Origin of the sequence: Achromobacter veterisilvae (genome assembly GCF_037619525.1) — a bacterium.
Taxonomy (GTDB): Bacteria; Pseudomonadota; Gammaproteobacteria; order Burkholderiales; family Burkholderiaceae_B; genus Achromobacter; species Achromobacter veterisilvae.
Genome location: NZ_CP148753.1, coordinates 5,609,554 through 5,628,249, shown reverse-complemented (window position 1 = coordinate 5,628,249; position 18,696 = coordinate 5,609,554). Strand labels below are relative to the sequence as shown.

The following is an 18,696-nucleotide window of genomic DNA, read 5'->3' as shown; positions in this document are numbered from 1 at the left end:
AAACGCGCCTTCTTGCGCGTAGCTGCTGGCGCAATTGTGCGATCCGCATTCGCTTTATCAAAGGTCACCGTTGCACCCTTACTGTGCGCTGATGCACAATGAGCCATGGACAAGCACCCCGAATGGAACGACCTGAGAGTTTTCCTTGCCGTCGCCCGGCTTGGCACGATCTCCGATGCGGGAGAGAAACTCGGAATCGAGCACTCCACGGTTTCGCGCCGTATCGACCGGCTCGAAGCGACGTTGCGCGTGGTCCTGTTCGATCGGCGCCGCAGCGGCTATTCGTTGACGGATGCCGGCCATGCGCTGATCCCCCACGCGGAGAAGATGGAAAGCGCGCTGCTCGCGGCGGTGGAGGAGAGCCTCGAGGTCGCGGACTTCATCAAGGGGAACGTGCGCGTGGGGACCCCGGAGGCGTTCGGCATACACGTCCTTGCGCCTGGCATGGCCCAGTTGCGCCAGAAGCATCCCGGGCTGCGCATAGAATTGATGGCCCAGCCCCAGTTCCCCAGCCTTGTGACGCGGGAAGTCGAAATACTGGTCACGCTCGATCCGCCGGAGATGGGCCGTTATAAAGTCGCCAAGCTCGCGCAGATCGATTACTTCCTGTACTGCTCTCCCGCCTACAGGAAGGAGCATCCTCCCATTCGCGAACTCGGCGACCTCGCCCAGCATGATTTCGTGGACTATATCCACGATGGTTCGGTCAGCGAGCGCTATCGCGTGCTCGAGGAGCTGGTCTCCCAGCCCAAGCGATGTTTCACCTCCAACAGCGTGCTCGCCCAGCGCTCAGCCGCCGCGGCCGGGCTGGGGCTGGTGTTGCTCACGCCCTATGTGGCGAATATCCGGAGCGGTGACCTGATCAGCGTTTTTCCCGATAAGCCCCTTATCACCCGCAGTCTCTGGATCGCGGCCCCGGAAGACCTGCTGAGGATCAAGCGTTACCAGTTCGCTTGGCGCTTCATCCGGGAGCAAGTCGAATCCCAGCCGGAGTTTTTCTACCCCCCCTCGTGATCACTGTGCAGAATTGCACAATAAGGTTGCGGCAAATCCATTGTTCCGAACTGCTCGAGTCCCTAGTATCTGGGGGGTTAAACCACGCACTCAACCCCCAATAACTCGGTTAGAGAATGAGAAAGATATTCGGAGATGTGGCCGGCGCCCTGGACGGGGTGATCATGGACGGCCAGACCATTGCCGTGGGAGGCTTTGGCCTTTGCGGCATCCCCTCGGCGTTGATAGAGGGGATGCGCGCCAGCGGCGTCTGCAATCTGACCTGCATCAGCAACAATGCCGGTGTCGATGATTTCGGATTGGGGCTGCTGCTGCAGTCGCGCCAGATAAGGCGCATGATCGCGTCATACGTGGGCGAGAACAAAGAGTTCGAAAGGCAGTACCTGAGCGGTGAACTGGAATTGGAGTTCAACCCCCAGGGGACATTGGCCGAGCGCCTGCGCGCGGGTGGTGCGGGAATTCCAGCTTTTTTTACAAGAACCGGCGTAGGCACCGTCGTCGAGGATGGCAAAGAGACGCGGCAGTTCGGCGGCCAAACCTACATCATGGAGCTGGCGCTTCGCCCGGATGTCTCGCTGGTGAAGGCGAAACGTGCGGATCGCTCCGGCAACCTCGTCTTCGCGCGCACGGCGCGAAACTTCAATCCTGACGTGGCGATGGCCGGAGCGGTGACGATCGCTGAAGTGGAGGATCTGGTGGACGAAGGACACATCGACCCCGACGAAGTGCATTTGCCCGGAATTTTCGTCGATCGCATCGTCGTTGTGCCCAATCCGGAAAAGCGTATCGAGCGCAAGAGTTTCCGTTCACGGCCCCAATAAGGAGAATCCGCGATGGCTTGGACACATGAGCAAATGGCGGCGCGCGCTGCACGGGAACTGCACGACGGCGACTATGTAAACCTGGGCATAGGTCTGCCCACGAAAGTAGTTCAGTATGTTCCCGACGACATGCAGGTCTGGCTGCAATCGGAGAACGGGCTGATCGGCATCGGGCCTCCTCCCTATGAGGATGAAATCGACCCCGACCTGATCGACGCCGCCAAACAAACGGTGACCATGGCGCCCGGCGCATCGATCTGTTCCTCGTCGATGTCGTTCGCCATGATCCGGGGCGGCCATATGGATCTCACGATCTTGGGAGCCATGCAGGTCAGCGTGCGGGGAGATCTGGCCAACTGGATGATTCCCGGGAAAATGGTCAAAGGCATGGGCGGGGCCATGGATCTGGTCGGCGGCGCCCGTCGAGTGATTGTGCTCATGGAGCACAACACGCGAGACGGTGGGCTGAAAATTCTGGACGAATGTTCTTTGCCGCTTACCGGCCGAGGCGTTGTGCATAGAATCATTTCCGACCTGGCGGTGATGGACGTCAGCGAAAAAGGGCTCGTGGTGACGGAGATGGCGCCCGGTGTGTCGCGCGAGGCATTACAGGAAAAAACGGAGCCTCGCCTAGTCTTTGAACTTGCTTAGGGTTCCTTTGAAACAAACCTATTTCCTTTCCGCGGAGCCGCGAAACCGTCGCGCCGGCCGGACGTGAGTGTCTGCCGGCAGCCAAAACGCTTTCTTCAGTAGGGAGAAAATCGGCGGGCGCGCTTTTCCATTCCGTCCGTGTCGCGACGGTTTCGGCGCCCGCCCCAGGCGATGACCCGGCGGGTTCGTCTACTTCGAGCCGCCCGTGTTCGGGTATCCGGGAGGCGGCGCGGCGCCGCCGCTCGGCGTGCTCGGCACATTGTCGTTGGCTTCGCGGTGGTGGCCCGATTTTCCGTTCGTATGCCTGTCCGACTTCATCTGGCCATGCTTGTCCAGGTTGGGCGGATTGGCCGGCGTATTGGGCGTCGCGTTTGGCGCGGGCGGTATTTGCCCCGGCGGAACCGGCTGGTTGGGGGGGACGGCGGTGCCGTCGTTCGGGGTATTGGACGGCGAGGAAGGTGTCGCGGACTGGGCGAACGCCGCCGCCGAAGCCAGTCCTGCCGACAGGGCCAGCGCATAGGTGAGGGCTCGAATCTTCATGGGTACGCTCCTTGTGGGAATGGGCCTGGGCGGATCCGCAAGCGCCATGCCCATTGCTCGGCGCGCGCGTTGGCCGATGGATGGCCCGGAGCGGCATCGGAAAAATGTACCGGCATATGGAATATCTGCGCCAAAAGGCCAAGGCGGCGGACGGTGGACTCAGTCGGACCGGTCGTCGTCGTCCAGCGTGGAAGGCCCGTCGCCGGACGCGCGCGGGGCGCGGATCACGCTGAATTCGCCGTTCGACTCGAGGTAGGCCCTTTCGACTTCCGCCAGGTTGGCGATGCCCTTGAGCCGTAGTTGCTCCATCAGTTCGCTGCGCGTGATGTGTTCGCGCTTGAGACCGCTGGCAAGCACTCGGCCGGACCGGATCAGGCAGACGCGCTGCGGTTCGAGCAGGCGGCGCACTGGGGGTGCGTAGTAGCCCAGCCGGTCGAGCAGATAGCTCCAGCCGACGATGGTGGCGACCACGATGATGCCGTCGCCCATGGAGTACGAGTCTCCGGACATTGCATTGCCGGCGGCGTCCGCCACCAGCACCAGGACCAGCATGTCCGCCATGCCCAGGGAGCCCAGGTCGCGCCGTCCGGAAATCCGCAACAACGCGTAAAGCACCCAGTACATGGTCGTGCCGCGGATGGCCATCTCGGCAAATCCCGCCTGCAGCGCGAAGACTTCGATGAATGTGTCCATGGCGCAGGCGAAGCAAGCGCCGTGCCCCGGGGACGGGCATGACGCTTGCTACGGAACGAGGATTCCGTCCACCCAAGGAGGCCCGCCATGAAATCCAAAGAGAGCAAGCCCAATCCGTCCGGCGACGATACGCCGCGCGAGGCCCAGGCCAGTCATCGCGATGTGCAGAACCGGACCAAGAAGGAAGGCCACGTCGCGCAGATCGGCACGGGACAGGACCAGCAGAGCCAGCGTAATCGCGGCGCCGGCGCGCGAAGCAAGGTCTGAAACCGCCCATCCGGCAGAGCGAGGCGGGCACGGCGTTTGCTTCCCGTGCCGGATCGGAAGACCCGGCAGGCGCAGGCATGCGGGAAGACGGCGCGGCGGTATCGCCGAAACCGAAGTTCAACGCGGGGACTGGCCCCGTACAGGAGAGCAGCATGGAGCATCAAACCAATATCGTTGGCGGACCCAAGGGCTCGCCCACCGGCCCGGGCCCCGAGATCATGGCGGCCGATACCCTGGAAGGCAATGACGTCTACAACGCCGGGGGAGAGGAGCTGGGGTCCATCAAGGACATCATGATCGACGTTCCCCGGGGCCGCGTCGCCTACGCGGTCCTGTCGCGCGGCGGCATCCTGGGCATGGGGGACAAGCTGTTCGCCATTCCCTGGGCCGCCTTGACGCTGGACACGGACCGCAAGTGCTTCGTCCTGAACATCGACAAGGAAGTCCTGAAGAACGCGCCGGGCTTCGACAAGGACGACTGGCCCAGGATGGCGGACGAGACCTGGGCCCTGAGCCTGCACAAGTATTACAACCAGGATCCCTACTGGTAGGCGGCGCGTCCGGCGGGGCCGCGGCCATGCCCGCCTTGCTCTCGCCGGGTTCCGCCTGTCTGCGCGGAACCCGGCGTGTTCACTCCGCCGGAACTTCGTTTCCCCAGCGTCCCTCGTCCCATGCCGGTCGGCCGGCCTTCCGCCATGCACGGTCATCTTCAATTCAACTCCTATTCCGCGGCGCGCGCCCGCAATCCCGTTGGGAAAAGCGTTGCCGCGCGCCCCGCGCGGCGGGATCCGCCGCTGAACGGCTTTTCCTTCGACGTGCCGCCGCCGTTGGCTCGCCGGGTCCGCCTGCGGCTGGCGCAAGCGGAAAGCGAAGCGTGGATGGCGCGCCTGTGGGAGCGCGACGCGACGCTGTGGACAGGCTCGGACGAAGGACAATGGCTGGGCTGGCTGAGGCCCGGAACGGCGCCCCGGGAACTCGGCCACCTGACGGCCGTGTGCCGCCGGCTGTGCGTCGCCGGGTTTTCGGATGCGGTGTTGCTGGGCATGGGCGGCGCCAGCCTGGGCGCCGACGTGCTGGTCCATACGCTGGGCGTCGGTGGCGGAGGGCTGCGGCTGCACGTGCTGGATTCCACCGACGCGGCGCAAGTGTTGGCGTTGCAGTCCGCCGTGGACCTGACGCGATGCCTGTTCATCGTGGCGAGCAAGTCCGGTTCGACGCTGGAATCGTGCATGCTGGCCTCCTACTTCCATGAGCAGTTGGCGCGGAAGCTCGGACGGCAGGAGGCGGGCAGGCGGTTCGTCGCCATTACCGATCCCGGGTCGGCCATGCACGCCCGCGCGCGCGAGGAAGGCTATGCCGCGGTGTTCGATGGAGAGCCGTCGGTGGGCGGGCGCAATTCCGTGTTGTCGCCCTTCGGCCTGGTTGCGCTGGCGCTTCTGGGCCACGATCCGGCCGCGTTTCTGCGCGGCGCCCGGCCCATGCTGCGCGCCTGCGCGGCGGGAACGCCGGAACGCGCCAATCCGGGCCTGCTGCTGGGGGCGTTGCTGGGCGAGGCCGCGATAGGCGGGCGCGACAAGCTCACCATCCTGGCCAATCCCGAACTGGAAAGCCTGGGCTGCTGGCTGGAACAATTGCTGGCCGAGTCCACCGGCAAGGACGGGCGGGGCATCGTCCCGGTGGACCATGAGCCCGTCGGATGTCCGTCCGACTATGGGCGCGACCGCCTGTTCGTCCATCTTGCGAAAAGCGATGCGCCGTGCGCGGAACTGGACGCCCACGTGCGGAGCCTGGCGGCCGCGGGCTTTCCGGTGTTGCGCTGCGACCTGCCGTCGGCCCGCCTGCTGGGCCAGGAATTCTTCCGCTGGGAGATGGCCACCGCCGTCGCCGCCGCCGTCCTGCGCGTGAATCCGTTCGACCAGCCAGACGTGGAGGCGAGCAAGGTCCGCACTCGCGCCCTGGCGTCGCGCCATCAGGCCGGCATCGGCGCCGCGGACGGGAAGCCGTTGCTGGTCGAGGGCGCGCTCGCTTTTCATGGCGAGTTCGAGGGCGCCGCATCGGCGGCCCAACTGCTGGCGTCCTGCTTCGGCGGCCTGGGCGCGGGCGGCTACGCCGCGCTGCTCGCCTATGTCGCGCGGGACGCCGGGCACGAGACGTGGCTCGCGTCGATGCGGGGCCGGCTGAGGCAGGCCACCGGGGCCGCGACGATGGGCGGCTTCGGCCCCCGCTATCTGCATTCCTGCGGGCAGTTGCACAAGGGAGGACCCGCGGGCGGACGGTTTCTGTTCATTACGGCGGATGCGCCGGCCGAACTGGAAGCGCCCGGCCAGGCATTGGGATTTTCCGCTACGCAGCGCGCGCAGGCGCTGGGCGACATGGAGGAACTGGCCGCGCGGGGCCGGCCGTGCCTGCGCGTCCACATCTCCGGGCCGCTCGAGGCGGGCCTGGCGCAACTGGCCGGCCTGCTGGAGCGGGCATTGCCGCCGGAGCCGGTCCGCTAGGCGTTCCGCTCGCCCAGCCCGTGGTATTTCCTGCCGATTTCCATGGTGGCCTGGTAGAAGCCCGCCTTGCTGCCGCAGTCATACCGGGTGCCTTCGTACTCGTATCCGAAGACCGCGTTCTCGCGCAGCAGCGCGGCGATGGCATCCGTCAACTGGATTTCCCCGCCCACGCCCGGCTGCGTCCGGCGCAGGCAGTCGAAAATGCGCGGATCCAGGATGTACCGCCCGACCACCGCCATGTCCGAGGGCGCGTCGGCCGGGTCCGGTTTTTCCACCATGCCGTTCAGCTTCAGGACGCCGCGGGCCAGCGGCGATCCCGACACGATGCCGTATTGGCGCGTGCTGGATGGGGGGACTTTCTGGAGCGCGAGGACGCTGCCGCCGAACTCCCGCGCCACCTTCGCCATTTCCCCGATGACGGGGGCGGGCGCGTCGATCATATCGTCGGCCAGCAATACCGCGAAAGGCTCGTCGCCCACGATAGGCGCCGCGCACAGCACGGCATGGCCGAGACCCAGCGCGGCGGGCTGGGGGGTATAGACGCAGTTGACGTGCGACGGAAGGACATTGCGGACGGAATCGAGCAGCGCGACCTTGTTCTTTGCTTCAAGGTCCAGTTCGAGTTCCGGGACCCGGTCGAAATGGTCTTCTATCGCGCGCTTGTTCCGGCCGGTGACGAACACGAGTTCCGTGAAGCCGGCGGCGACGGCCTCTTCCACGGCATACTGGATGAGCGGCTTGTCGACCACCGGCAGCATTTCCTTGGGCATGGCCTTGGTGGCGGGGAGAAAGCGGGTTCCCAGGCCCGCCACCGGGAAAACGGCAATACGGATGCGCTTCATTTGAGCCCCTCGGTCTATGTGGTGCCGGGGTATAGCAAACGCCGTGCCCAGGACGGCGGGCGTCAGGCGGGGGCTTCATCGGACGGCGCGGCGGGCGGCAGGTGCACGATGCGTTCGGGCAGCGCCAGCGCGATTCCCGCGGCGTCCAGGTCGCGCATGATGCCCAGGTTGATGTTCTGCTGGATATCCATGTAGCGGTTGTAGTCGGCCGTCATTACGTAGTACACGGCCTCGTATTCCAGGGCGTTTTCGCCGAAGCGGGCCAGATGCGCGCGGTCGAAGCGCGTGTCGGGCTGGCGTTCGATCTGCCCGCGGATCAGCGCCGGCACGGCGGCGGCGCGGTCGACATCGGTCATGTAGGTGATGCGGACGGTGAAAATAATGCGCCGCTGCTGCATGCGCTTGTAGTTCTGGATCGTCTGCTTGAGCAGCTCCGTGTTGGAGCAGACGATCTGTTCGCCGCCCAGGCTGCGGATGCGCGTCGTCTTCAGGCCGACGTGTTCGATGCTGCCGGCCACCTGGCCGAACACAATGAAGTCGCCCGCCTCGAAGGGCTTGTCGAGCCCGATCGAAATCGATGCGAAAAGATCGCTCAGGATGGTCTGCACGGCCAGCGCGACAGCGACCCCGCCTATGCCCAGGCTGGCGACCAGCGCGGTGATGTTCACCCCCAGGTTGTCCAGCATGGCGAGGAGGGCGATGACCGACACCAAGGTGCGCAGCAGGAACCGGAACAGGGTGGCCGTGACCGTGCTCACTTGCCCGCGCGAGGCGAGCGCGTGATCCAGCCCCACGTCCACCGCCCGGTCCAGCCACAGCGCGATCTGCAGCGTCAGCAGGACGAACCAGAGATGCTGGGCGTTCCTGCCGCTCCAGGGCAGGGGCGCGCCGACGATCGCGGCGCCGATCAGCATCGACAGGATCAGCAGCACGACGCTGTTCGTGCGGCGCAACACTTCGGACAACGACCTCGCGAGCGGGTGCCCGGGCGTCTCGGCGCGCTGTCGCAGGCGGGACCGCAGGATCCGCAACGCGGCGCTCATCGCGAAGAACAGGGCAGCGCCCGCCGTGAGCGCGAACGCCCACAGCATGATGGGATGATCCGGAAGCGCGGGGATGCCGGAAAGCCAGTCTGCGTGCATGCCGTCTCCAGGGCGGAAACCGGCGGTGCAGCAAGCGGCGTGCCGGCCGGCGCCCCGCGCCGGGACTTCCGGCGGCGGCGGGCACGGCGTTTGCTGATCCGGTCGGCTGCTGCATTCCCCAGCCTTTTCGGAGAGTCGTCATGGACAAGTTCGAGCGCAGTGCGATGGTGGAGCCTTCCGGTGAATTGAGCGAGGGAGAACTCAGGGCGCAACGCACGCTTGAGGCCGCCCGGCGCCTGATGGACCCCCAGTCGGTGGCGCCGGTCGTGTCGGTCGAGGCGGAGCTGAAGCGGTATGTGAAGCAGGCATACCGCCGGCATTCCTACGATTGAGGCGCTAGGGAGGAGGCTCGTCCCACACGGAAGCGCGCCGGTACTGTTCGGCGCGCGCCAGCGTGCGGTAGAAATCCGCACCCGCCTGGATCAGCCTGTCCATTTCCTCGCGGCGGAGCCTGGGCTGGATCGCAGCCAGGCATTCCGCGTAATTGGCCAGTACTTCGGGCCAATCCTGAAAGCTTCGATCGGCCGCCGGGGTGGCGATCATTTGTGCCAATAGTTCCTCTCGATCCATATGCGTGTCCCGCAGCTACCCTATCGTTCTCTACACGCCTGCAGTGCGCGTGTCAGTCCCTCTTCCTGCTTTCTGCCGCCTTGGCCGGGCGCTCATTGCTTCGCCGCGTTGGCCCGTTGTTGAAGGGCCTGCGCCATCTCCAGGTGCTGCTGGAGGACGGGCAGGGTCTGTGTGGCGAATTGCTTGACGTCCGGGTCTTTGACCTCGTTCGAGGCCTCTTCGAAGAGCTTGACCGCGTCCTGGTGCGCGGATACGCCGATTTCGTCGATGTACGCCTTGTCGAAGCTGTCGTCGCGCAGGCCCAGCGCTTTCAGCTTCGCCTGCTGCACCAGGGACGGCTCGGTTGGCGCTTCGTAGCCCTTGCTTTGCGCGAGCGACGCAAGCTGTTGGCCGGCCTTGCCATGTTCTTCGATCATTTTCTGCGCAAAGGCTTTTACGTCCGGATCCCGGGCCTTTTCCAGGGCGAGCTTGCTGCCCGCGACCTCCATATTGCCGGCTTGCGCCGCGTTTTCCAGGAAGTCGCGATCGGCGCTGTCCAGTTTCGCTTCCGACGCCATGGGAGCCGCCGGCGGCGCCGTCTGGGCCTGAGCCGCGGGAGCGGCGGCCAGCGTCATCGTGGCGAGGAGGGTAGCGGTCAGGTAACGGGTTTTCATGGAAACCTCCAAGTTGGGCGCGAGGCGCCGTTGAGAGCCGGTGTTCAACCTCCGCCAGCAATCGTCGTTCCCGGCGAAGGGCCCGCTCACCCGGGGTTCGGGCCGCCGCCCAGTCCGGCGTAGTACTCGGCCAGGCGGACCAGCGCGTAGCGGGCGCTGGCCTGCCGTATGCCGTTCCGGCTGCCGGAGAATCGCCGGGTTTCGGAATAGACGGCAGGCGCCGCGTCGGCGCGGCCCGCCTTGAAGACCCAGGCGAAGCATTGCGTGCCCGCCGGAATGTCGCTGTCTATGGAGTCCGTGACGCCTGTGTTCGAAATGGCGACCAGCGCCGGGCTTTTCCGCGAAGCGCCTTGCGCCATTTCCCGCGCCACCGCTTCGCTGGTGAGGTTGTGCCGCGCGAGGGTCCGCGCCGAAACGCCTAGGCAGCGCGCCTTCGCCTCGGGCGAATAGACCACGAAAGCGCAGTCGAGCAGCGAACCGGCGCCGGGCACGTCGGCCAGCGTGGCGGCGATCAGGCCCGCCGTGCACGACTCCGCGGTGACCAGGGTCAAGCCGTGTTCATGCATAAAGGCTGCGACCCGTTCAATGGCGTTCATGGCGGATGGCGCGGACCGGCCGGTGTCCGCGGCCTAGCCGCCGTTGCGCACTGGGTCGGGCCGCCTGCGCGAGACTCCGGCGTGTTCCGCGTCGGTGACGTGGTCGGCGCCGATGTCGGCGCCCTCATGGTCGCGGTCGCGCGGATTGGCGCTCTCGCGGTCGCCGGTGCCTTGCGAGTCGCTGTCGGTATGGACCAGGTCCGGCGGCAGGTCGCTGGCCGAATCGGAGGAATCGCTCGGCCCGAGGTCGGGGCGGGTCGACTCTTCGGACTCGAGGTCGGGGCGGAAGGGGGAGGGCGAGCGGGGCATGACGGTTCTCCGAATGGCTGAGCCAGCCAGGGATGGCCCAGGCTGTGCAGCAAGCGGCGTGCCGGCCCCGCATTCAGGGCGCGTCGTGGAAGGACAGTTCCAGCCCGACGCGCTCGCCGCCGCGCACGCGGCTGATGGCGTGCTTCAGGTTGACCCGGTAATCGCCGTGGGTTCCGCGGGCGGGGCGGTGCGCGGTGGCGATGAGGGCGGCGTCGCCCAGCCGCAAGGGCAGCACCATGGGCCGCGACTGCATGCGCGGCCGCTGTTCCGTCATCACGAATTCGCCGCCGGTGAAATCCTGGCCGGGTTCGGACAGCAGGGCGACGCACTGCAAGGGAAACACGTGCGCGCCTTCGCCGCGCTGGTGCAGCGCCACGTAGCCGTCTTCGCGCAGCAGGCTGAGGTGCGACAGCGCATGCGCCTGGCCCGCCTGCCGGCCGCGCCGCAGGAAGTCCGCCAGTTCGCCGGGATAGCGATAAGCGGAATCCAGCCGCTCGCTCCAGCGGTTGGCGATGGGAGCGAGATGGCGGTAAAGGGCTTCGCGCCACCCGGCCAAGGGCGCGGGCAGCCCGGCCGGGAAACGGCAGAGGTCGCCCTGGCCCAATCCGCCGTGCGCCAGCGGCGCGCGCCGGAGGCTGGCGGCCTGGCGGCCCAGCGCGCGCGCCTGTTCCGGCGCCAGCCATCGCGGCAGGAGCGCGTAGCCTTCCGCGTCGAGTTGCGCGGCGATGCCGGTCCAATCCAGGCCGTCGATGACGGGCGCGCCCATGCCCAGGGGGATCGGGCTGTCCACGTCGGGGGGCGGCCCCAGGGGCAGTTCCGCCTGCATGGCCTCAGCTCGCGTCATGGAAGATAACCCCCAGCGTGTGCCGCCGCCCGCCCAGGAGCCGGCTGACCCCATGCCGCATGGCGGCCTTGCGCAAGCCGGTCCGCTTGCCGGCGACGGGGCGCCGGTTCACGGTGAATACCAGGGCGTCTCCCTGACGCAAAGGGACCACCTCGGCCACCTGCCCGCCGGAGGAGGTTTCCGTCATGACGAATTCGCCGCCGGTAAAGTCCTTTCCGGGTTCGGACAGCAATATCGCGGTCTGCAAGGGAAACACGTGTTCGCCGTACAGGTCCTGGTGCAGGCAGTTGTAGTCGCCTTCGCGGTATTCGAGGATCAGGGGCGTCGGCCGATGCTGCCCGGCGCGGTGACACCGCGCCAGGAAGTCGTCCAGCGCGCCGGGGTACTGCACGTCCAGGCCCAGTAGGCGGTTCCAGCGGTTGGCGATCGGCGCGAGCCGGGCATACAGCGCATGGCGCAGGGCATCGACGAGCGGCGGGAGCGGGTAGGAAAAATACTTGTATTCGCCGCGGCCGAACCCGTGGCGCGCCATGACGATCCGGGAGCGGTAGCCGTCCTCGCGCGGGTACAGCGCCGCCAGCATCCGGCATTGGGCGGGGCTGAGAAATCCGGGCAGCACGGCGTTGCCGTGGCGGTCGAGCGACCGGCCGATGGCTTCCCAATCCCGCCCCTCGACAGCGTCCAGGCCAGGGGAAATACTGGATTCCATGGTCTTTCACCGGATGTTCGTGGGCAACGCGTCCAGTGTAGATCGCGGGCGCGGGCCCGGGGCTCCGTTTCTTGCGATGGGACCGCCGGGGCAGGCCCCAAGGCGCGCAGGCCGCGCCCTGGGGCCTGCCCGGGATCAGAACCCTACGGCCTGACCGTCGCGCCGCGAATCCGAGGCGGCCACGTATCCGCCCTGCGGCAGGCGGCAGATCAATTGCGCCGAACCGAACTCCAGGCTGTCGGCGGGCGCCACCGCGACGTTGTGGCCGCGGGCGCGCAGCGCGTCGACCACGTCCGCGGGCAAGTGCGATTCCACGTTCACCACGGGACCCTTCTCCACGCGGAAGCGCGGCGCGTCGCTCATGGCCTGCGGATTCTGGCCGAACGCGGCCAGGCGCGTGACCATCTGCAAATGCCCTTGCGCCTGCATCGACCCGCCCATGACGCCGAACGACATCGCGGGCTGGCCGCCGCGCGTGACGAACGCGGGGATGATGGTGTGCATCGGCTTTTTGCGCGGCGCGACCTGGTTGGCGTGGCCGGGCGTGAGCACGAAGTTCAGGCCGCGGTTGTGCAGGCTGATGCCGGTGTCCGGCACGACGACGCCGGAGCCGAAGCCGTGGTAGTTGGACTGGATGAAGGACACCATGGTGCCGCCGGCGTCGGCCGCGGTCAGGTACACCGTGCCGCCGGTGGCCGGCGTGCCCGCCACCGGCACGCTGGCGCGGTCCATGGAGATCAGGCGCGCGCGCTCGGCCAGGTAGGAACGGTCCAGCAGGGCGTTGGCGTCGGTGCGCATGTGGCGCGGATCGGCGACGTGCTGATGCAGGTCCGCGAAGGCCAGTTTCATGGCCTCGATGCTGACGTGATAGTAGTCCGCGCTGTCGCGGCCCATGCTTTCCAGGTCGAACTGTTCCAGCATGCCCAGCGCCATCAGCGCCGAAATGCCCTGGCCGTTGGGCGGGATCTCGTGCAGTTCGTAGCCGCGGAACGACTGCGAAATGGGCGCGACCCATTCGGGGCGGTGTTCCGCCAGGTCCACCGCGCTGAGCGCGCCGCCGGTCTGGCTGGCGAAGTCGGCGATCTTGCGGGCGAGTTCTCCCCGGTAGAAGCTCTCGCCGCCGCTTTCGGCGATCTCGCGCAGCGTCTTGCCCTGCGCCGGAAAGCGCCACCATTCGCCGGCCTGGGGCGCGCGGCCCTGGGGCAGGAAGGCGGCGGCAAAGCCCGGTTCCTGCGCCAGCCTGGGCGCCTGCGCCGCCCACTGGCGGGCGATGGTGGGCGATACCGCGAACCCTTCTTCGGCATAGGCGATGGCCGGTTCGAACAGCCTGGCGAAAGGCAGCTTGCCGAAGCGGTCGGACAGCGTCTTCCAGCCGGCCACCTGGCCCGGCACGGTGACCGTGCCCCAGCCCGTGCCGGGCATGGCGTCGCGGCCGCTGAAATATTCCGGCGTCCAGGCGGCTGGCGCGCAGCCGCTGGAGTTCAGGCCATGCAGGCGGCCGTCGTGCCAGACCAGCGCGAACATATCGCCGCCGATGCCGTTCATGACCGGCTCGAGCACCGTCAGCGCGATCGCGGTGGCGATGGCGCTGTCGACCGCGTTGCCGCCGGCCAGCAGCATGCGCAGGCCGGCCTGCGCCGCCAGGGGTTGGCTGGTCGCGACCGCGTTGGCGGCCAGTACAGGCATTTTGCGGGAGGCGTACGGAAAGGACCAATCGAAGGGTGAGGACATGGGTACTGGAGCTCGTCGTGGAAATTACTGCGGGGTGATGCCGGCCTGGTCGATCAACTGCTTGGTGCGCGGGATTTCGGCCTTGATGAAGGCGGCGAATTCCTCGCGGGAGCCGCCGCGGGGCTCGGCGCCGGCTTCCGCCAGCTTACCGCGCAGCGCGGGATCGGCAAGCACTTTGTTGACGGCGCGGTTGAGCTTGTCGAGCACCGGGGCCGGCGTGCCTTCGGGGGCGACCAGGCCGTACCACGGCGCGATGTCGTAGCCGGCGTAGCCTTGTTCCGCGATGGTGGGGATGTCCGGCGCCAGCGCCGAACGCTTGGAATTGGACATGCCCAGCGCCAGCAGCGCGCCGCTCTTGGCCTGCGGCAGCCCCGTCATGATGGTGTCGAAGTACATCGACACCTGGCCGCTCAGCAGCGCGGGGATGGCTTCGCCCGCGCCCTTGTAGGGCACGTGCAGGATGTCGATGCCGGCCACCGACTTGAGCATTTCGCCGGCCATGTGCGAGGTCGTGCCGGTGCCGAAGGAGGCATAGGTCAGCTTGCCGGGGTTGGCGCGGGCATAGGCGACCATTTCGGGCAGGGTCTTGAAAGGCTGCGAGGGATTGGCCAGCAGGATGTTGGGCGTGTAGGCCACCATCGACACCAGCTCGAAGGCGTCGGGATCGTAGGCCAGGCGCTTTTGCAGATAGCGGTTGGTCACGATGGCGGCCGGGCCGCCCATCAGCAGCGTGTAGCCGTCTGGCGCGGCGCGCGCGACCGAGGCGCTGCCGATGGCGGCGGCGGCGCCGGGACGCGCCTCGACGACGAAGGGCTGGCCCAGTTCCGTCGACAGCGCCGCGCCCAGTTGGCGCGAGATCAGGTCGGTGGCCGAGCCTGCCTGGAACGGCACGACGATGCGCACGGGATGCTGCGGCCAATCGGTGGCCTGGGCGCCGGCCTGGGCCGCGAAGGCCATGGCCGCGGCGCCTGCCAGCGCCCGGATGAGACGAAACTTCATGGATACCCCTTGATCGCGTTATGGAAAGCGTGGAGGGGATTAGACGGGAATGGACCGGACGCCATCTATTGGTGTTTGCATCCATGGATCATTGGATCCAATTTGTGTTATTTTTGCGTTTATCTATCATGGCGGCTTTCCGAGCCGTGGGACGACGATGCTGCAATTCCAGAAGACAGCGATCAGCGCCGAAGACGAGGCGTACCTGCACCTGCAGCGTGAGATCCGGCTTGGGCGCTACGCGCCCGGCCAGCGCCTGGTGCCCGAGGTCGTGGCCGCCGAGATCGGCACCAGCCGCATGCCGGTGCGCGGCGCCCTGCGCCGGCTGGCATCCGAGGGCCTGGTCGAAATCCGCGCCAACCGCGGCGCGGTGGTGCGTGGCCTGAACCAGCAGGAAATGCTGGAAGTATTCGAAATGCGTTCCGTGCTGGAAGGCCTGGCGATGCGCAATGCGGTGCTGCACATGAATGCCGAGCATCTGCGCCGCCTGTCGAATTCACTGGAACTGCTGGAGCAGGGGCCGGGCGAGGACCTGGACTGGACCACCGCCCACCGCGAATTCCACGAGTACCTGTGCAGTTTCTGCCAGCAGCCGCGCCTGCTGCGCCAGATATCCGAACTGCATTCCGTCGTCGAACCCTATATGCGCCTGTGGGCGGCCCAGCCCGGGCGCGTCCTGCGCGTGCGCGAATCGCACCAGGAACTGATCGACGCCTTGCGCACGCGCGATCCGGCGCGCTGCGAGGCGGCGATGCGGCAACACGTGCTGAATACCGTGCCCGCCTTGCAGGCGTTCCTGGAACAGGCTGCCTGAAGGGCCGGGCCTGGCTTAGACTGGGGCCATCCGCAACGCGATGAGCCCTGCCATGACCGACTCCGCCGCCACCCTGATCCGCCGCCTGGACCTGCTGCCGCACCCCGAAGGCGGCCACTACCGCGAAACCTACCGCGCCGCCGATTCCGTGACGCGCGCCGACGGCGCGCGCCGCGCGGCCAGCACCGCCATCTATTACCTCTTGTGCGACGGCGCGTGGTCCACCTGGCACCGCATCCGCGCCGACGAACTCTGGCATTTCCATGCCGGCGCGCCGCTGCATATCCATGTGCTGGCGCCGGACGGCGGCTACCGGCGCCTGCGGCTGGGCAACACGCTGGAGGACGCCGGCGCCGAGTTCCAGGCGGTCGTGCCGGCCGGTAGCTGGTTCGCCGCCGAATTGGCCGAACCCGGCGGCTACGCGCTGACCGGCTGCACCGTCGCGCCCGGCTTCGAATTCAGCGAGTTCGAACTGGCCGACGCCGCCGAACTGCGCCGCCAGTATCCGGCCCAGGGCGACCTGATCGCGCGCCTGGCGCGCTAGCTGGTCCGCGCCTTCGGCGCCGCGGCTGGCGGCTTTTTCCGGCGCGGAAGCTTGGCCTCGCTGGCAAGCACTCCCGCGACGATGAGGCCCGCGCCCACCAGCGCCAGCGCCGGCAGGCGGTCGCCGGCCAGGCGCCCGACGATGCCGCCCCAGACGGGCTCGCCCGCATAGATGACGGTGGCGCGGGTGGGCGACACGGATTTCTGCGCCCAGTTCATGGTCAGTTGGATGATGGCGCTGGCCAGCCCCAGGCCAATGGCCGCGCCAGCCCACAGCCAGGAGAACGCCGGCACCGATTCCCCCATGGCCGGCATCAGGGCGAACGAGACCAGGCCCGCCGTCAGTAGCTGCACGGCGGTCACGCGGCGGCTGTCCACCGACTTCGCGAACAGCCCGATCAGGATGATTTCGGCGGCGATGGCCGCGGCCCCGGCCAGCGTCGCGGCTTCGCCGGCGCTGAAATTCAGGGCGCCCGCCTGCGGGCCGGCCAGCAGGACCAGGCCGGCGAAGGCCAGCGCCACGCCGACCCAGCTCATCAGGCCGGGCGGCTTCTTCAGCACGGCCCATTGCAGCAGCGGCACGATGGGAACGTACAGCGCGGTGATGAAGGCCGATTGGCTGCTGGTGATGGTCTGCAATCCGTAAGTCTGCAGGAAGTAGCCCAGGAACAGGGCGCTGCCGATGGCGATGCCGGCGCCGATCTCGCGGCGGGTGATCGCGGCCATGTGCTTGCGGAACAGCAGCAGCGCCATGGCCCCGGCGATCGTAAAGCGGACGCCTACGAAGAACAGCGGCCCGCTGTGCTGCATGGCGATGTGGATGACGAGGAAGGTGCTTCCCCACAGCATGGTGACCAGCACCAGGGCGATTTCCTGGCGGGACAGGGCGAACATCGATGTCTTGGACGTCACGGCTTACTTTGAGTGCTACGAGTGGGGGCAAATATACTGCGCCGCGCCGGCCGCGGTGCCCGTTCACCGAACAGGTTCTGGGGGCTTCCGCCTGTTCGGCATATAGCCAGGAGTAATATGACGCGTCCGGCGGCCCTCGGTTGCCGGATCACAAGCCGATTCGCGCCTCGTCCTTCCCGCCTTGCCGTCAGCCCCGTCTTCCGCGCGCGCTTCCGGCGGCGTCTACGAACCTGGGCGCGCAAGCGGCCACAAGAAGACATCGAGGAGAAGCATACGTGGACAAGCAAGAGTCGGGCGGCTGGTATTTCGGCTGGAATATCGTAGGCGCCGCTACGGCACTCACCCTGTTGACCGTCGGCCTGCGCATGGGCATCGGGCCGTTTTTCCTGCCCATGGCGGAAAGCCTGGGCTTCACGCGCAGCACGCTGTCGGGCATCGTGGCGATCGGCATGCTCTGCTATGGCCTGGGCATGCCGCTGGCGGGTTATCTGGTCAGCACGCAGGGCACGCGCTTCGTGCTGCTGACGGGCGCGGCCATCGTCGTCGCTTCGTCGATCTGGACGGTGTTCGCCAGCGGGCCCATCGAATTCCTGCTGTCTTTCGGCGTGGCCCTGTCGATCGGCCTGGCCTTCACCAGCCCCGTGGCGCTGACGCCGGTGATCAGCCGCTGGTTCACGCGCCAGCGCGGCATGGCGCTGTTTTTCCTGTCCACCGGCTCGATGGCCGGCATTGCGCTGATGACGCCCACCCTGACCTTCGCGATCTCGGCCGTGGGATGGAAGGAAACGCTGCTGGGGTTCGCGGTCCTGTTCGCCCTGCTGACGGTGCCGGTGGCGCTCTTCGTCATGCGCGACGAGGCGCCCGAACACACGGACCTGCTGCCCCACCAGATCGTCGATAAACCCGGGGCCGCCAAGCCCGCGGCCAAGCGGCCCGCTCCCAATGTGCGCGACGCCTTGCGCACCTTGCCTTTCTGGCAGGTGGCGCTGGGCCTGTTCGCCTGTGGCTTCAGCATGAACCTGCTGGGCACGCACGGCGTGCCCATGCTGATGGACCATGGCTTCGACGCCACCACCAGTTCGCTGGGCATCGGCCTGATCGGCCTGGTGGCGATCTTCAGCACGCTGGTCCTGGGCCGGCTGTCGGACCAGGTCGAGCGGCGCAACATCCTCGCCGCCATCTACCTGGTGCGCGGGCTGGGATTCTTCGCGCTGGTCATGGTGGGCGCGCATTGGGAACTGTACGCCGCGGCCACCATCGGCGGCATCGTGTGGGCCGGCAGCGTCGCCTTGTCGTCGGCGATCCTGGCCGACGTCTACGGGATCCGCCTGGTGGGCGTGCTGTACGGCCTGGCCTACCTGGGCCACCAGGTGGGCGGCATGATCAGTTCATGGCTGGGCGGCTGGGCCTTCGAAGCCTTCGGCACGCATTGGGTCGCCTTCGGCTCGGCCGGGGCGCTGCTGCTGGCGGCGGCGCTGATCTCCCTGCGCCTGCCGGTGCGCGGCCTGCTGCGCGGGCAGGCGGCCGCCGCCGCCGGCGGACGCTGAG

General features: G+C 67.4%; 23 protein-coding genes. 10 read left to right on the top strand and 13 right to left on the bottom strand.

Annotated elements, in window-relative coordinates; genetic code table 11:
- Positions 1 to 105 precede the first annotated feature (105 nt).
- The 3 genes from WHX56_RS26165 (at position 106) to WHX56_RS26155 (ending at position 2,486) form a co-directional block, all read left to right on the top strand.
- A complete protein-coding gene (locus tag WHX56_RS26165) occupies positions 106 to 1,014 on the top strand; it encodes a LysR family transcriptional regulator (protein ID WP_338879393.1) in 909 nt (302 codons plus the stop codon).
- 116 nt (positions 1,015 to 1,130) lie between these two features.
- On the top strand, positions 1,131 to 1,835 hold the full coding sequence (locus tag WHX56_RS26160; RefSeq protein ID WP_287752417.1) for a CoA transferase subunit A: 705 nt from the start codon (positions 1,131 to 1,133) through the stop codon (positions 1,833 to 1,835).
- A 12-nt stretch (positions 1,836 to 1,847) separates the two neighbouring features.
- Positions 1,848 to 2,486 carry a CoA transferase subunit B gene (locus WHX56_RS26155; RefSeq protein ID WP_338879392.1) on the top strand — a complete coding sequence of 213 codons (639 nt, stop codon included), beginning with the start codon at positions 1,848 to 1,850 and terminating at the stop codon, positions 2,484 to 2,486.
- Between the two features lie 189 nt (positions 2,487 to 2,675).
- On the opposite strand, the gene WHX56_RS26150 is transcribed toward WHX56_RS26155, so the two are convergent.
- Entirely contained in the window at positions 2,676 to 3,026 is a 351-nt protein-coding gene (locus WHX56_RS26150) for a hypothetical protein (RefSeq protein ID WP_287752421.1), read from the bottom strand.
- 159 nt (positions 3,027 to 3,185) lie between these two features.
- Positions 3,186 to 3,719 carry a DUF421 domain-containing protein gene (locus WHX56_RS26145; protein ID WP_287752423.1) on the bottom strand — a complete coding sequence of 178 codons (534 nt, stop codon included), beginning with the start codon at positions 3,717 to 3,719 and terminating at the stop codon, positions 3,186 to 3,188.
- Between the two features lie 87 nt (positions 3,720 to 3,806).
- Here WHX56_RS26145 and WHX56_RS26140 point away from each other — a divergent pair, with 87 nt between their 5' ends.
- The 3 genes from WHX56_RS26140 (at position 3,807) to WHX56_RS26130 (ending at position 6,484) form a co-directional block, all read left to right on the top strand.
- Positions 3,807 to 3,986 (top strand): hypothetical protein, encoded by a 180-nt coding sequence (locus WHX56_RS26140; RefSeq protein ID WP_287752424.1) that lies wholly within the window; start codon positions 3,807 to 3,809, stop codon positions 3,984 to 3,986.
- A gap of 152 nt (positions 3,987 to 4,138) precedes the next feature.
- Positions 4,139 to 4,537 carry a PRC-barrel domain-containing protein gene (locus WHX56_RS26135; protein ID WP_129241174.1) on the top strand — a complete coding sequence of 133 codons (399 nt, stop codon included), beginning with the start codon at positions 4,139 to 4,141 and terminating at the stop codon, positions 4,535 to 4,537.
- 144 nt (positions 4,538 to 4,681) lie between these two features.
- On the top strand, positions 4,682 to 6,484 hold the full coding sequence (locus WHX56_RS26130) for a hypothetical protein (protein ID WP_338879391.1): 1,803 nt from the start codon (positions 4,682 to 4,684) through the stop codon (positions 6,482 to 6,484).
- Here the strand turns inward: WHX56_RS26130 and galU are convergent.
- Complete coding sequence (galU, locus tag WHX56_RS26125) at positions 6,481 to 7,326, bottom strand: UTP--glucose-1-phosphate uridylyltransferase GalU (RefSeq protein ID WP_338879390.1); 846 nt, start codon at positions 7,324 to 7,326, stop codon at positions 6,481 to 6,483. The genes WHX56_RS26130 and galU overlap by 4 nt on opposite strands.
- A 62-nt stretch (positions 7,327 to 7,388) precedes the next feature.
- Positions 7,389 to 8,468 carry a mechanosensitive ion channel family protein gene (locus WHX56_RS26120; protein ID WP_338879389.1) on the bottom strand — a complete coding sequence of 360 codons (1,080 nt, stop codon included), beginning with the start codon at positions 8,466 to 8,468 and terminating at the stop codon, positions 7,389 to 7,391.
- A 140-nt stretch (positions 8,469 to 8,608) separates the two neighbouring features.
- Here WHX56_RS26120 and WHX56_RS26115 point away from each other — a divergent pair, with 140 nt between their 5' ends.
- Positions 8,609 to 8,800: a hypothetical protein gene (locus tag WHX56_RS26115; RefSeq protein ID WP_338879388.1), complete on the top strand. Its 192-nt coding sequence runs from the start codon at positions 8,609 to 8,611 to the stop codon at positions 8,798 to 8,800.
- Positions 8,801 to 8,804: 4 nt separating this feature from the next.
- Here the strand turns inward: WHX56_RS26115 and WHX56_RS26110 are convergent, their stop codons facing one another.
- From WHX56_RS26110 to WHX56_RS26075, 8 genes are all read right to left on the bottom strand, one after another.
- A complete protein-coding gene (locus WHX56_RS26110) occupies positions 8,805 to 9,011 on the bottom strand; it encodes a DNA-3-methyladenine glycosylase (RefSeq protein ID WP_338879387.1) in 207 nt (68 codons plus the stop codon).
- A gap of 119 nt (positions 9,012 to 9,130) precedes the next feature.
- Positions 9,131 to 9,691 carry a DUF4142 domain-containing protein gene (locus tag WHX56_RS26105; protein ID WP_129241180.1) on the bottom strand — a complete coding sequence of 187 codons (561 nt, stop codon included), beginning with the start codon at positions 9,689 to 9,691 and terminating at the stop codon, positions 9,131 to 9,133.
- A gap of 86 nt (positions 9,692 to 9,777) precedes the next feature.
- The gene (locus tag WHX56_RS26100) at positions 9,778 to 10,287 is read right to left on the bottom strand and encodes a CinA family protein (protein WP_338879386.1); all 510 of its coding nucleotides are present in this window, start codon (positions 10,285 to 10,287) and stop codon (positions 9,778 to 9,780) included.
- 33 nt (positions 10,288 to 10,320) lie between these two features.
- Entirely contained in the window at positions 10,321 to 10,596 is a 276-nt protein-coding gene (locus WHX56_RS26095) for a hypothetical protein (protein WP_129241182.1), read from the bottom strand.
- A gap of 73 nt (positions 10,597 to 10,669) precedes the next feature.
- Positions 10,670 to 11,362: a 2OG-Fe(II) oxygenase gene (locus WHX56_RS26090; protein ID WP_338881841.1), complete on the bottom strand. Its 693-nt coding sequence runs from the start codon at positions 11,360 to 11,362 to the stop codon at positions 10,670 to 10,672.
- A gap of 64 nt (positions 11,363 to 11,426) precedes the next feature.
- Positions 11,427 to 12,149 carry a 2OG-Fe(II) oxygenase gene (locus WHX56_RS26085; RefSeq protein ID WP_287752431.1) on the bottom strand — a complete coding sequence of 241 codons (723 nt, stop codon included), beginning with the start codon at positions 12,147 to 12,149 and terminating at the stop codon, positions 11,427 to 11,429.
- Between the two features lie 135 nt (positions 12,150 to 12,284).
- Complete coding sequence (ggt, locus tag WHX56_RS26080) at positions 12,285 to 13,880, bottom strand: gamma-glutamyltransferase (protein ID WP_338879385.1); 1,596 nt, start codon at positions 13,878 to 13,880, stop codon at positions 12,285 to 12,287.
- A 24-nt stretch (positions 13,881 to 13,904) separates the two neighbouring features.
- Complete coding sequence (locus WHX56_RS26075) at positions 13,905 to 14,879, bottom strand: Bug family tripartite tricarboxylate transporter substrate binding protein (protein ID WP_129241185.1); 975 nt, start codon at positions 14,877 to 14,879, stop codon at positions 13,905 to 13,907.
- A gap of 157 nt (positions 14,880 to 15,036) precedes the next feature.
- Here WHX56_RS26075 and WHX56_RS26070 point away from each other — a divergent pair, with 157 nt between their 5' ends.
- Together WHX56_RS26070 and WHX56_RS26065 are read left to right on the top strand one after the other, a co-directional pair.
- Complete coding sequence (locus WHX56_RS26070; RefSeq protein WP_129241186.1) at positions 15,037 to 15,693, top strand: GntR family transcriptional regulator; 657 nt, start codon at positions 15,037 to 15,039, stop codon at positions 15,691 to 15,693.
- 52 nt (positions 15,694 to 15,745) lie between these two features.
- A complete protein-coding gene (locus tag WHX56_RS26065) occupies positions 15,746 to 16,237 on the top strand; it encodes a cupin domain-containing protein (RefSeq protein ID WP_129241187.1) in 492 nt (163 codons plus the stop codon).
- On the opposite strand, the gene WHX56_RS26060 is transcribed toward WHX56_RS26065, so the two are convergent.
- Entirely contained in the window at positions 16,234 to 17,130 is an 897-nt protein-coding gene (locus WHX56_RS26060) for a DMT family transporter (protein WP_338881840.1), read from the bottom strand. The two genes, WHX56_RS26065 and WHX56_RS26060, sit on opposite strands and share 4 nt — an antisense overlap.
- A 293-nt stretch (positions 17,131 to 17,423) precedes the next feature.
- Between WHX56_RS26060 and WHX56_RS26055 the strand changes: the two genes are divergently transcribed.
- Positions 17,424 to 18,695: an MFS transporter gene (locus tag WHX56_RS26055; RefSeq protein ID WP_129241188.1), complete on the top strand. Its 1,272-nt coding sequence runs from the start codon at positions 17,424 to 17,426 to the stop codon at positions 18,693 to 18,695.
- Position 18,696: the final 1 nt, after the last annotated feature.

What these genes read in the sequence shown, in the direction of transcription:
- WHX56_RS26165 (WP_338879393.1), top strand. Translation starts at nt 106, where the DNA reads ATGGACAAGCACCCCGAATGGAACGACCTGAGAGTTTTCCTTGCCGTC.
- WHX56_RS26160 (WP_287752417.1), top strand. Translation starts at nt 1,131, where the DNA reads ATGAGAAAGATATTCGGAGATGTGGCCGGCGCCCTGGACGGGGTGATC.
- WHX56_RS26155 (WP_338879392.1), top strand. Translation starts at nt 1,848, where the DNA reads ATGGCTTGGACACATGAGCAAATGGCGGCGCGCGCTGCACGGGAACTG.
- WHX56_RS26150 (WP_287752421.1), bottom strand. Translation starts at nt 3,026, where the DNA reads ATGAAGATTCGAGCCCTCACCTATGCGCTGGCCCTGTCGGCAGGACTG.
- WHX56_RS26145 (WP_287752423.1), bottom strand. Translation starts at nt 3,719, where the DNA reads ATGGACACATTCATCGAAGTCTTCGCGCTGCAGGCGGGATTTGCCGAG.
- WHX56_RS26140 (WP_287752424.1), top strand. Translation starts at nt 3,807, where the DNA reads ATGAAATCCAAAGAGAGCAAGCCCAATCCGTCCGGCGACGATACGCCG.
- WHX56_RS26135 (WP_129241174.1), top strand. Translation starts at nt 4,139, where the DNA reads ATGGAGCATCAAACCAATATCGTTGGCGGACCCAAGGGCTCGCCCACC.
- WHX56_RS26130 (WP_338879391.1), top strand. Translation starts at nt 4,682, where the DNA reads ATGCACGGTCATCTTCAATTCAACTCCTATTCCGCGGCGCGCGCCCGC.
- galU (WP_338879390.1), bottom strand. Translation starts at nt 7,326, where the DNA reads ATGAAGCGCATCCGTATTGCCGTTTTCCCGGTGGCGGGCCTGGGAACC.
- WHX56_RS26120 (WP_338879389.1), bottom strand. Translation starts at nt 8,468, where the DNA reads ATGCACGCAGACTGGCTTTCCGGCATCCCCGCGCTTCCGGATCATCCC.
- WHX56_RS26115 (WP_338879388.1), top strand. Translation starts at nt 8,609, where the DNA reads ATGGACAAGTTCGAGCGCAGTGCGATGGTGGAGCCTTCCGGTGAATTG.
- WHX56_RS26110 (WP_338879387.1), bottom strand. Translation starts at nt 9,011, where the DNA reads ATGATCGCCACCCCGGCGGCCGATCGAAGCTTTCAGGATTGGCCCGAA.
- WHX56_RS26105 (WP_129241180.1), bottom strand. Translation starts at nt 9,691, where the DNA reads ATGAAAACCCGTTACCTGACCGCTACCCTCCTCGCCACGATGACGCTG.
- WHX56_RS26100 (WP_338879386.1), bottom strand. Translation starts at nt 10,287, where the DNA reads ATGAACGCCATTGAACGGGTCGCAGCCTTTATGCATGAACACGGCTTG.
- WHX56_RS26095 (WP_129241182.1), bottom strand. Translation starts at nt 10,596, where the DNA reads ATGCCCCGCTCGCCCTCCCCCTTCCGCCCCGACCTCGAGTCCGAAGAG.
- WHX56_RS26090 (WP_338881841.1), bottom strand. Translation starts at nt 11,362, where the DNA reads ATGGGCGCGCCCGTCATCGACGGCCTGGATTGGACCGGCATCGCCGCG.
- WHX56_RS26085 (WP_287752431.1), bottom strand. Translation starts at nt 12,149, where the DNA reads ATGGAATCCAGTATTTCCCCTGGCCTGGACGCTGTCGAGGGGCGGGAT.
- ggt (WP_338879385.1), bottom strand. Translation starts at nt 13,880, where the DNA reads ATGTCCTCACCCTTCGATTGGTCCTTTCCGTACGCCTCCCGCAAAATG.
- WHX56_RS26075 (WP_129241185.1), bottom strand. Translation starts at nt 14,879, where the DNA reads ATGAAGTTTCGTCTCATCCGGGCGCTGGCAGGCGCCGCGGCCATGGCC.
- WHX56_RS26070 (WP_129241186.1), top strand. Translation starts at nt 15,037, where the DNA reads ATGCTGCAATTCCAGAAGACAGCGATCAGCGCCGAAGACGAGGCGTAC.
- WHX56_RS26065 (WP_129241187.1), top strand. Translation starts at nt 15,746, where the DNA reads ATGACCGACTCCGCCGCCACCCTGATCCGCCGCCTGGACCTGCTGCCG.
- WHX56_RS26060 (WP_338881840.1), bottom strand. Translation starts at nt 17,130, where the DNA reads ATGTTCGCCCTGTCCCGCCAGGAAATCGCCCTGGTGCTGGTCACCATG.